General features: G+C 42.2%; 6 protein-coding genes. 5 read left to right on the forward strand and 1 reads right to left on the reverse strand.

Annotated features, from left to right (window positions below; translation table 11 throughout):
* The first annotated feature begins 37 nt into the window (after positions 1 to 37).
* Complete coding sequence (gene msrB, locus BMW86_RS22270; protein WP_089784151.1) at positions 38 to 559, forward strand: peptide-methionine (R)-S-oxide reductase MsrB; 522 nt, start codon at positions 38 to 40, stop codon at positions 557 to 559.
* Positions 560 to 790: 231 nt separating this feature from the next.
* On the opposite strand, the gene BMW86_RS22275 is transcribed toward msrB, so the two are convergent.
* Positions 791 to 1756 carry an alpha/beta hydrolase gene (locus BMW86_RS22275; protein WP_089784152.1) on the reverse strand — a complete coding sequence of 322 codons (966 nt, stop codon included), beginning with the start codon at positions 1754 to 1756 and terminating at the stop codon, positions 791 to 793.
* Positions 1757 to 1874: 118 nt separating this feature from the next.
* On the opposite strand from BMW86_RS22275, the gene BMW86_RS22280 reads away from it, so the two are divergent.
* The 4 genes from BMW86_RS22280 (at position 1875) to BMW86_RS22295 (ending at position 12179) form a co-directional block, all read left to right on the forward strand.
* The gene (locus tag BMW86_RS22280; RefSeq protein ID WP_089785747.1) at positions 1875 to 5777 is read left to right on the forward strand and encodes a hybrid sensor histidine kinase/response regulator transcription factor; all 3903 of its coding nucleotides are present in this window, start codon (positions 1875 to 1877) and stop codon (positions 5775 to 5777) included.
* A gap of 132 nt (positions 5778 to 5909) precedes the next feature.
* Positions 5910 to 9026: a SusC/RagA family TonB-linked outer membrane protein gene (locus BMW86_RS22285; protein ID WP_089784153.1), complete on the forward strand. Its 3117-nt coding sequence runs from the start codon at positions 5910 to 5912 to the stop codon at positions 9024 to 9026.
* Positions 9027 to 9045: 19 nt separating this feature from the next.
* The gene (locus tag BMW86_RS22290) at positions 9046 to 10725 is read left to right on the forward strand and encodes a RagB/SusD family nutrient uptake outer membrane protein (protein WP_089785748.1); all 1680 of its coding nucleotides are present in this window, start codon (positions 9046 to 9048) and stop codon (positions 10723 to 10725) included.
* A gap of 26 nt (positions 10726 to 10751) precedes the next feature.
* Positions 10752 to 12179, forward strand: coding sequence for a glycoside hydrolase family 30 protein (locus tag BMW86_RS22295; RefSeq protein WP_089784154.1), 1428 nt, complete (start codon positions 10752 to 10754; stop codon positions 12177 to 12179).
* The last annotated feature ends 2 nt before the right edge of the window (positions 12180 to 12181 follow it).

The raw sequence follows: 12181 nt of genomic DNA on the forward strand, positions 1-12181 counted from the left end.
ATCTTTTCTTTAATATTGATCGTATATATTTGGTAAGATGAAAAGACTAATTTGTTATATAATGTTGCTGATGCCTGTGTTTGCTAATGCACAGTATATCAAGTCAGAGAAGGGACATGAGAATAATCCGTATTACTCTAATACAGATACTACGCCTTTAAAAGTAACGGATGCGGAATGGAAGAAGATCCTTTCCCCTGAATTATATGCCACGGCAAGAGAACAGGCAACGGAAAGACCATTTACCGGTCAGTACTGGGATTCAGAAGCTAAAGGAACGTATTACTGTGCCGTATGCGGGAATTTGTTATTCAGGTCAGATGCCAAGTTTGCAAGTACCTGTGGCTGGCCCAGTTTCTTCGAACCTTCAAGGGAAAATAGTGTGATTTACCGTTCTGATACTTCTTATGGTATGGACCGTACGGAAGTGCTGTGTGCGAGATGTAATTCTCATCTGGGACATATATTTGATGATGGTCCGCCACCTACGAATAAGCGTTTTTGCATGAACTCCATTTCTCTTGATTTTCAGCCGGATAAACCAAAGAAAAAGAAATGAATCTGTCTCAAAAGCAACTAATATAATGTTTGCGGCAACACATAAAAGGCTCCGTTAGGAGCCCCGTGTTTGTAGCAACAATCTATCTTCTACGTAATAGACTCCGTTAGGAGTCCCCTAAAACTGTTAATAGAAGGGGACTCCTAACGGAGTCTGTGTTTTGTTGTTCTATGTATTTGCTACAAACACGGGGCTCCGTCAGGAGCCTTTTTAGTGTCTGCTAATACAGCCTCATTTCAAATATTTTCTCAGTTCTGCAGCTGCATGTACGAATAATGATCTGGTGGTGGGTACTTCTGCTAATCCGTTCAGCAATCCAAAATCATGAATCACTCCGTTATAACGTACAGTAGTTACTGTTACTCCTGCTTCATCTAATTTACGTCCAAACGCTTCCCCTTCATCACGCAGGATATCATTTTCTGCTACCTGGATGAATACGGGTGGTAATCCTTTCAGTTCTTCCAGACCAGCCTGTAAAGGAGAAGCATAAATTTCTTTACGTTGTTCAGGATCGGTGGTATACTGATCGTACATCCATTTCATTAATGGTGTAGTGAGGAAACGTTGCGCACCATATAGTTTGTAAGATTCTGTATCAAAGTCTGCATCAACAATAGGCCACATCATAATTAACAATTTGATATGTGGTCCTTTTTTATCTTTTGCCATCAAACCTGTAACAGCCGTCATATTACCGCCTACGCTGTTTCCTACTACTGCCAGGTTTGTACCATCTACATTAATCTCGCTGCCATGTTCCGCTACCCATTTAGTGGCTGCATATATTTCATTAATGGCCTGTGGGTAATGTGCTTCAGGAGAAGGAGTGTAGTTAACAAATACAGCTGCATAACCGGATAATACTACCAGGTCTCGCACCATACGTTTATGTGTAGGGTAATCGCCCAGGATCCAGCCACCGCCATGGATAAAAATAAACACAGGTAATTTTCCTTTAGCACCTTCAGGACGAACAATATTTAACTTAACAGTGTATCCATCACTGGTGATTGTTTTTTCAGACTCTTCAATACCGGAAAGATCTACTTTAAAAGCATTCTGTGCATCTACAAGTACTTTACGGGCCTGGTCTTTGGGTAAACTTTCAACAGGCGGGCCACCTGCATTCAATGGTTTCAGAAATTCTTTTACTGCTTTAAGAAGGTGTGGGTCTGTTGCATAATCCTGTGCCATGGAAGATGGGTTTTTTAATGTGAATAAGCACAAAGCTATTCATCATCCGAACGATAGTCAATGTATAAATTACAAGAACTGTTGTATATTAAACGTCTGAAATAATGGAATGGTGACAATGATCAGAATATTGATGTTGGTATTTATTACCAGCAATCTGTTTGCTATGGGAGATCCTGTCAGGAATCTCGGGATAGAGAACGGATTGTCAAATAATGCAGTAGTAAACGTTTACCAGGATTATAAAGGCTTTATGTGGTTTGGTACATATGATGGACTAAACCGCTATGACGGATATAAATTCAAAATCTACAGAAATAAAGTAGGGGATAGCACTTCTCTTATTGATAATGGAATATATACGATTGAAGGTGATGCCAGTCACCAGTTATGGATAGGAGGCCGCAAGGGCCTCTGCATTCTCAGCAATGAACATTTTTACAGGGCCAGATATGCCGCCAGCGGTAAAATAGTGGAGGGGAATATCCATATTGTTAAAGCCGGGAATAATGGTGTTATACTGGTGGGATCGGAAAACAGCGGGCTGATCGTATTTGACGGAAATTACAGGAAAGGCAGGCAGATACCGCTGGGGAAAAACACTGATTATGAAGTGACGGCTATTGATTATGACCCCGCAGGTAATGCCTGGATCTTTGTACAGGGCATAGGTTTATGTAAATATGATCATAATGCGATTACCGTTATCGACCAGCAGATTAGAATGGCCAACTATCTCAGATTCGATAAAAATGGGGTTTTATGGCTGGGGACTGATCAGGGGCTTTTCAAATATGGGGCTACTTATTCGGGTAATTATTTATCGGAAAACACTAAAATAGTGAACCTCTGTATAGATAAACAGGGGGTATTATGGGTAGCTTCTGATGGTCATGGTATTTTCTTACTCAATGATAGCACGGCTATCCCTTATAACAAACAGCTCAGCAGTAATTCTGTATATTCTATATATGAAGACAGGGAAGGCCGGAAATGGATAGGAACTTTAAGAGGAGGTGTTAATATTATAGAACCCCGTCAGGATTTATTTGAAAAACATGCTTTTAATAATGGAGGGGTTGTCAACAATTTTATTCTTTCCTTTTGTGAAGGCAGCGGAAAGAATATCTGGATAGGGACAGATGGGGGCGGATTAAAATACTGGAACAGGGAAACCAATACCACCAAAGATTATCACACTACCAGCAGTAACTTCATTACCGGTATTATCAAAGATTCCCGGGATAATATCTGGATAGCTACCTGGTTCGGAGGTATCGACCGGTACAATAAATCAACGGATGCGTTTGATCATTTTACCTGTTTTAACCCTTTTACCAGAACAGAAGAGAACAACCTCTGGGCCATTTATGAAGATGCGCAAAAACGTATCTGGGCCAGTACGACCAATAACGGAACACTCTATCTCTTTAATCCTGCCACTAATAACTTTGAGCTGTTTGATAAAAGCCTTGTGAATATCCAAAGCCTGGCAGAAGACAGCAAAGGCAATATGTGGGGAGGAAATTATTCTTCTTTAATTAGAATCGACAGGGAGCATAAACGGCATAAGACCTATTCCATTGGTTATACCGTACGCTGTATTCATGAAGATACGCATGGACGTTTCTGGGTAGGTACGGAAGGGGGTGGGCTGCTGCTCTTTAATCCGGCTAATGGTAAATTCACCCGCTTTACAGACGCGGAGGGATTGCCGAACAACTCTATTCTCCGCATGCTGGAAGATAAACAGGGTTACCTGTGGCTGAGTACCTTTAACGGTCTGGCCCGGTTTGACCCGGAATTACATACCTGCAGGAATTTTTCGCAGTCGGACGGTCTGCAAAGCAACCAGTTTGCCTATAATGCCGCTATTAAATTGAAGTCGGGAGAGTTTGTATTTGGAGGGATCAAAGGCTTTAATATTTTCAATCCGGATAGTATTTATGAACGGAATAGTATGGCCCCGGTATTTCTTACCGGCATCCGTATTAATAATGTTCCTGTAGAAGAGAATGATACCTATGTATCTAAAAAGTTGATGGAGAATGTGCAGGAACTGACGATCCCCTATGACAAGGCCGCTGTGTCTTTAGATTTTGTAGCCCTGGAATATTCCTCGCCCGACAAGATCAGTTATGCTTACCTGCTTGATGGCTGGGATCAGATGTGGAACTACGTAGGAGAATCCCGTACCGCTAATTATACCCGTTTGCAGGAAGGAAGTTATGTGTTCAGGATCAAAGCCACCAATGCAGATGGCAAATGGGGGCGTGAGATAGAGACCCTGCGGATCATCATTCTGCCCCCCTGGTACAGGACCTGGTGGGCGTATGGCTTGTATATCGCCTTTGTGGTTATTTGTATTTACCTGTATATACAGTATCAATCCCGTCAGGAGAGGCTGAAATACGAAATTAAACTGGCACACCTGGAGAATGAAAAGGAGAAGGAGATCAATGAAAGGAAGTTATCCTTCTTTACTAATATCTCCCATGAATTCAGGACTCCTCTCACTTTAATTATTAATCCCCTGAAAGAATTAATGGAGAAAAGGGGGACGGAGTTAAATGTAGTATACAGGAATGCCCGTCGTTTATTGAGCCTGGTAGACCAGCTCCTGCTTTTCCGTAAGGCAGATAGTGAGGGAGACCGTCTTAAAATTACCCAACTGGATGTGGTGACATTATCTAATGAAGTATTCCTTTGTTTTACCCAACAGGCTAAAACCAGGCATATTCAGTACGATTTTATTACTGAGGAGGAGAAACTGGAGATCTATGCCGATTATGAGAAGATAGAGATTGCGCTTTTTAACCTGGTGTCTAATGCGTTTAAATTTACGCCTGATGGGGGAAGTATAGGGTTTGAGATCCGTAAAGCAGAGGGGGCCGTGGAGATTATTGTGAGGGATAGTGGCTGTGGTATTGCCCCGGCCGTAGGGGATAAGATTTTTGAGAAGTTCCGGCAGGCGGATAATAACCGCTCAGGTTTTGGTATTGGCCTTTATTTAGTGAAGCATTTTGTGGAAAAGCATGAGGGGACCATTAATTATGTGAGCAAGCTGAATGAGGGTACCACTTTTGTAATTACATTAAAACCAGGTACGGCGGAGCTTTTAACCGAAGAAGCCGGTGGAAGGTCGGGTTTACTGGAAGAGCTGGTAGATGAAGCCCCTGTAAATACTTACAAACGCCCGCCAACAGAAGAACTGATCACCGAAAAGCGGTCTATCCTCGTAATAGACGATAATGCTGAAATAAGGCAATACCTGCAACAACTGTTTGCTGGTAAGTTTGTTGTATATGAAGCGGACAATGGCGACGATGGTTTTACGGCTGTACAGAAATATATGCCGGACCTGGTCATCAGCGATATCCATATGCAGGGCATGGACGGGGTAGAACTCTGTTCACGTATCAAACAAACCGATAATATCAGCCATATCCCGGTGATCCTGCTTACTTCTACTTCTTCGGCCGATATCCGTCTGAAAGGGATTGAAGGGGGAGCAGATGATTATATTACCAAACCTTTCGACCAGGATCTGCTGCTGGTGAAGGTACAGACCATTATAAAGAACCGGAATTTATTGAGACAATACTTCCTGGAGAATATCACCCTTAAAAAGAGCCTGGTGAAAGTACCGGCAGAATACCAGGATTTCCTCAAAAAATGCATTGATATCGTAGAAGCGAACCTCTCCAATGAGGATTTCTCTATTAAAATGTTCACACAGGCGATAGGAATGAGTCATTCCAGCTTATATAAAAAGGTCAAGTCGATTTCCGGGCAAACAGTAAATGCCTTTATCCGCTCTATCCGTTTAAGGAGGGCAGCTGTATTAATGCTGAAGGAAAACTATACGATCAACCAGGCCGCTTTCCAGGTAGGAATCGGGGACGTTAAATATTTCAGGGAACAATTTTTCAAACTATTCGGGATGAATCCTTCAGAATATCTGAAGAAGTACAAACATTCTTTCAACCAGGACCTGAACGTGATAAAAACGGACGAGTAAATACGATTTTACCCCCTCTTTTAAATGATTTACCCCCTCTCTCAGGTTGTTTTATCCCCCTAATTTGCGACCATAATACCACGTATAATATAGTTCAACCAACTAATTATCAATTAAAAAGGAATGCGCGTTATGAAAAAAAGCTTATCCACGCTCGTGTATCTGATGTCACGGCGACAGTCAATTTTTATTACCTTATTTTTCCTTGTACCGCTATTTGGATTACAGGCTCAAAAGCTAAATATCAGCGGTAGAGTAATGGAAGGGAAGGAAGCAGTACCCGGAGTGAGTGTGCATGTAAAAGGCACCAGCCAGGGAACATTAAGCGGTAGTGATGGGAAATTTACCCTGTCGGCTGCTGTTGGCGATACCTTAGTATTTAATCATATTTCTTACACCACCCAGGAATTGGCCGTAACAGGTGCTTCTGTAAATGTTCAGCTTACCCAGGTGAGCCAGAATGTGAATGAAGTGGTAGTAGTGGGATATGGTACACAGAAGAAAGCCACCCTTACCGGTTCTATTTCGGTGGTAAAAGGGGCTGATTTAGTGAAAAGCCCTTCAGCGAATGTTTCAAATGCATTATCAGGAAGATTTTCCGGTGTGATTGCCAATAACAGGTCTGGTGAACCGGGGTACGATGGTTCCTCCATCACTATCCGCGGACTGGCGACTACTGGTAACAATGACGTACTGGTAGTGGTAGATGGGGTGCCTGGACAGATTGGCGGTCTGGAAAGACTGGATCCCAACGATATTGAGAGCATCAGTGTACTGAAAGACGCCTCTGCAGCAGTGTATGGTAGTCGTGCTGCAAATGGGGTAATCCTTGTGACCACCAAACGTGGTAAAACAGGCAAGCCATCCATCAGTTATAGCTTTAACCAGGGTTTCTCTTCCCCAACAAGGTTGCCTAAGATGGCTGATGCATCTACCTATGCTACCATCATGAATGAAATTCAATATTATGATAATCCTGCAGGTGGAATGAACCAGTACTATACCGCTGCACAGATTCAGAAATATGGAGATGGTTCTGACCCGTTGAATTATCCTAATACAGACTGGCAGAAAGCAACGCTGAAAAAAACAGCGATTCAAAATCAGCATAGCCTTTCTGTAACCGGTGGTAGTGAAAATGTAAGATATTTTGTGTCTTTGGGGATGATCGCACAGGATGGTATATATAAACATGGAGTAACGGACTATCATCAATATAATTTCAGGTCGAACATTGATGCCGATGTGACGAAACGTTTAAAAGTGGGTATCTATTTATCCGGCAGGGAAGAGGACCGTCTTTTTCCTCAAACCGGTTCAGGGGATATCTTCCGGTCTATCTACCGCGCTTATCCTACAGTAGCAGCAATGTATCCTAATGGATTGCCTACTTCAGGTATTGAGAATAACAACCCTGTAATGCAGGTGACAGATATAGGTGGTACCAACAGGAACCCTACACAGGTATTCAATGGTATTCTGAAAGGACGTTATGAGATCCCTGGTGTTGAAGGATTGTATCTCGACGGATTTTTCTCTATAGATAAGTCCTGGAGTTTTGCTAAATCATTCAGCAAACCTTATTCAGTATACAACTATAGTGCAAGTACGAATACCTATAATAAAGTAGTAGTAGGTGGTTCTAATGGTCTGGCAAGTTTGTCTGAAGGTCAGCTGAACCGTGCTTTACTGACTTCCAATATCAAATTAAATTATGACCGTAAGTTTGGTCAGCATAATGTAAGTGCCTTTATTGCTTACGAACAGAGTAAGACTTCCCTGGATAGTATGGGTGCTTACCGCATGAATTTCCCTACTTCGCAAACACCTGAGTTATCTCAGGGTGGTTCTGCTTCTACCGATAAGGATAATTCCGGTAAAAGCTACAACTTTACCAGGAAAAGTTATTTCGGCAGATTAGCCTATAACTACCAGGAAAAATACCTGATGGAAGCACAGGCACGTATAGATGGTTCTTCCACTTTCGCCAAGGGTCATCAGTATGGTTTCTTCCCTTCCGTATCTGTGGGCTGGCGTATTTCGCAGGAAGACTGGTTCAAATCTGTTAGTTTTATCAATGACCTGAAACTGCGTGCTTCTTATGGTACACTGGGGAATGATAATGTGGGGCTGTTTCAGTCGTTTGATAACTATTCTTTCAGCAACTATTACGTGATTGGTTCAGCCGTCCACCCGGGTGTTGATCTTACTAAACTGGGCAATCCTAATATTACCTGGGAAAGAGCCAAGAAGCTGGATCTGGGTATAAACATGCAGTTCCTGCATCACTTCAACATGGAGGTTATCTACTTCCAGCAGAAACGTACTGATATCCTTACACAACGTAATGCATCCATACCACAGTTATCAGGTATTGTAAATCCTAATGGCAGTGATCCGCTGGTACCATCTGAAAATATTGGTAAAGTGAATAGCAATGGTATAGAGGCAACACTGGGATATAATAATTCAACCAGCAATGGTATCCATTATAATATCAGCGGAAATATTACCTATGCTAAAAGTAAGATCATCTTCCTTGATGAAGCAGCAGGTACTTTATCTTACCAGAAAATAACCGGCCAGCCGTTGAATACATATCTGCTGTATAATGCCGTAGGTATTTTCAGAACAGCAGATGACCTGACTAAATTTCCTCACCTGGCTGGTGCACAGCTGGGAGACCTGATCTATCAGGATTATAACAATGATGGTAAAATCACTGCAGATGATGCTACCAGAACAAAATATGGTAACATTCCTGAGATCACTTACGGTATCGTAATGGGAGCAGATTATAAAGGTATAGACCTGGCGCTTGTAGTGTCAGGACAAACACGTGTTAGTCAGTATGTACTTCCAGAATCCGGTACTATCGGTAACTACTATAGCAGCTGGGCAAATAACCGCTGGAGTCCTTCTAATACCAACGGTAGTTATCCAAGGGCAGACGACAGGGCTTCTTCCTCTATCAATGGTGGATTATACAGAAACTCTTTCTGGTTGAATAATGCTTCCTTTTTGCGCCTGAAAAACGTAGAACTGGGTTACACAATCAATGCCGCTATCTTATCGAGGGCTAAAATAGCCGGACTACGGGTATACGCCAACGCATTTAACCTGTTCACTGTTACAAAGGTAAAAGATTATGATCCTGAAGGAGCAAACAGCAGTGGACCATACAACAGTACCGGACAGTTTTATCCACAGCAGCGTATTGTAAATGTGGGCGTGAATGTTAAGTTTTAATACCGTAAAAATTCCAGCAATGAAAACTAAAAATATTATATACTTACTGGCACTTGCTGTTGCAGGAACCTTTACCGCGTGTAAAAAGAATTATCTTGATATAGTACCTACAGACAGGTTTGCCTATGCTTCAGTACTGGCAGATTCCTCTTTGTTCGAAGATTATGTGATTAACCGTTATATGAGTATTAAGTTACAGGATAAGGAAGGTGAAGGAACTAATCCAGGCTTCGGAAGAGGTTTTGAATATGCCATGTGGAGCGCTGTTACTGACGAAGCTATTTACAATAATGATGATAATACCTGGCTTATACAAAGGGGCCTTCTGGCACCTGAAAATACCGGTATCGCCGGTACTATCTGGGGAAGAAGTTATCGTAGTATCCGTGAATGTAATTATGGCCTTATTAATATAGGAAAAGTGGCGATGAGCGATCTGCACAGGAACAGATTAAGGAGTGAACTGCATTTTATCCGTGCTTTCCGTTATCAGGACCTGATACGTAATTATGGAGGAGTGGTATTGGTGAATGATACGGTATATGCACTGGACAATAATCTGACAGATGCTTCTTTATTTGTCAAATCATCAGTGGCAGATTGTATTAAATATGCAGTGGCTGAACTTGATTCTGCTGCGTTATACCTGCCACAGACCAATGATGGCAACTGGCAGCAGGGAAGGGCTACTAAAGGCGCCGCACTGGCACTGAAGTCCCGTCTGTTGTTATATGCTGCAAGTCCTTTGTATAATACAGGTACCTGGGCAGATGCTGCAGCTGCGGCAAAAGTAGTGATGGATATGGGCCAGTATACTATCTCTGATAATTATAGTCAGCTGTTTTCATCAGCAGCAGCTAGTAGTAAAGAGATTATCTTCAGCCGTCAGTATGCGATTGGAGCGCGTCACGTGTGTATGGAAATTGCGAACGGACCTAACGGTTATGGTGGCTGGGCAGGTAATACGCCATTACAGAACCAGGTAGATGCCTATGAAATGAATAACGGTAAAGTGATCACAGACGTGACTTCCGGTTTTGATGCAACAAAGCCTTATGCCAACAGGGATGCACGCTTTTACGCCAGCATATTATACAATGGTGCCAGCTACAGAGGAAGCACACTACAGATGTTTTCGCCTGGTGGAAAAGATAGTAAGGATGGTCCTTCCAACTGGAATACGACAAAAACAGGCTATTATCTGCGTAAATTTATGGATGATAATAATCCTATAGATAATCCCTGGAATGTTGCAGGATTACAACCCTGGATTTATCTTCGTTATGCAGAAGTATTGTTAAACTATGCAGAAGCGCAGAATGAAGCGGTAGGACCTGATGGAACTGTCTATGCTGCTATCAACCAGATCAGACAAAGATCCAGTGTGAATCAGCCTGCATTAGTAGCAGGATTATCACAAACAGAAATGCGTGATGCTATCAGAAGAGAGCGTCAGGTGGAACTGGCCTTTGAAGAACATCGTTTTTATGATGTACGCAGATGGAAGATTGCAGCCGTGACAGAGAATGTACCTGCTTATGGTATGGATGTACAAATTAGTGGCACAGATACAGTGTATACAAGGAAAGTAGCATTGAGCGGTCGTTTGTTTGATGCCAGTAAGAATTATTTCCTGCCTATTCCAAGAACAGAAATTCAGGCATCTAATAATCAGCTTGCGCAAACTGCAGGTTATTAATAGGATACTACAGGTCATTCAATATTATGAGAAGAATTGCATGTTTTCTATTCCTTTCTTATGGTATCACTACCGCGGCGGCTCAAACCGCCGCGGTACATTTAAACCCGGATACCACTTATCAAACGATCAACAACTTTGCTGCATCTGATGCATGGTCTTGTCAGTTTGTAGGTCAATGGCCTGACGCAAAAAAGAATGCTATTGCCGACTGGTTATTCAGCACAGATACTACTGCCAGTGGCCAGCCTGTTGGTATTGGGTTATCCATGTGGCGCTTTAATATAGGAGCGGGGACAGATAAGCAGACAGATATCAGAGACGAGTGGCATCGTGCCGGTACCTGGGAAACCCAGGAAGGGCAGTTATGGTTTTTACAGGCGGCGAAGAAGCGTCATGTGCCTCAGTTTCTGGCTTTTCTGAATAGCCCGCCGGTGAATCTTACACTGAATGGGAAAGGGTTTGCTACGAAAGGGGTTTGTAATATCAGTCCGGATAAATACGATGCACTGGCTGTAAGTATCACAGAAGCTATTAGCGGGATTCATAAAAAAACAGGGATCCTGTTTGATTATATTAGTCCGGTGAACGAACCTCAATGGGATTGGAGTGATGATAAACAGGAAGGATGTCCTTATAATAACGAACAGATTAGTGGTGTAACGAAGAGCCTTAGTAAGGCGTTGATCAATAAAAAAATACCTACTAAGATAGTAATAGGAGAAGCTGGTCAGCTAAACTATCTCTATGCTAAACTGAATAAGCCTGATAAAGGGGAACAGATCCATGCGTTCTTTGATAATCATTCTCCTTATTACGTAGGGAATTTAGCGAATGTAAAACATATCATTTCAGCGCATAGTTATTTTACTACATCTCCCGCTGCTAAAGCGATCGAAATAAGGTCCAATCTGGCGAAGGCGGCTAAGAATGTGACCTTCTGGCAATCTGAATATTGTATTTTGGGTGATAATGACGGAGAGATCAATGGTGAGAAAAGAGATTACGGGATGGATGCTGCGCTTTACCTGGCGCGGGTAATTCATTACGATCTGGCGGTGGCGAATGCAGCTGCCTGGCAATACTGGTTAGCCATTTCCCCTTATGATTATAAAGACGGGTTAATCTATATTGATAAAAATAAAACGGATGGTGAGTACAGAGACAGTAAAATGTTGTGGGTGCTTGGCAATTACAGCCGTTTTATAAGACCCGGGGCAAAGAGAATAAAAGTTTCTGTTGATAATAATAACCTGTTGGTTTCAGCATATAAAAATACGGATCAAACTATTTATATTGTGATTGTCAACAGTAGTAAAGAAGCCGTGAAAATTGCTTTGGATAAAGCATCCCGTGCTTATGTTACTTCTGATGCCGGAAATCTTCAACCTATTGCCATCGGTAAGACTATTGATATTCCTGCACGTTCTGTTGTAACATTAACTAACCATTAAAA

Origin of the sequence: Chitinophaga sp. YR573, assembly GCF_900110995.1 — a bacterium.
Classification (GTDB): Bacteria; Bacteroidota; Bacteroidia; order Chitinophagales; family Chitinophagaceae; genus Chitinophaga.

Excerpts from the sequence above, each read along its gene's own strand:
- msrB (WP_089784151.1), top strand. The coding sequence starts at position 38 with ATGAAAAGACTAATTTGTTATATAATGTTGCTGATGCCTGTGTTTGCT.
- BMW86_RS22275 (WP_089784152.1), bottom strand. The coding sequence starts at position 1,756 with ATGGCACAGGATTATGCAACAGACCCACACCTTCTTAAAGCAGTAAAA.
- BMW86_RS22280 (WP_089785747.1), top strand. The coding sequence starts at position 1,875 with ATGATCAGAATATTGATGTTGGTATTTATTACCAGCAATCTGTTTGCT.
- BMW86_RS22285 (WP_089784153.1), top strand. The coding sequence starts at position 5,910 with ATGAAAAAAAGCTTATCCACGCTCGTGTATCTGATGTCACGGCGACAG.
- BMW86_RS22290 (WP_089785748.1), top strand. The coding sequence starts at position 9,046 with ATGAAAACTAAAAATATTATATACTTACTGGCACTTGCTGTTGCAGGA.
- BMW86_RS22295 (WP_089784154.1), top strand. The coding sequence starts at position 10,752 with ATGAGAAGAATTGCATGTTTTCTATTCCTTTCTTATGGTATCACTACC.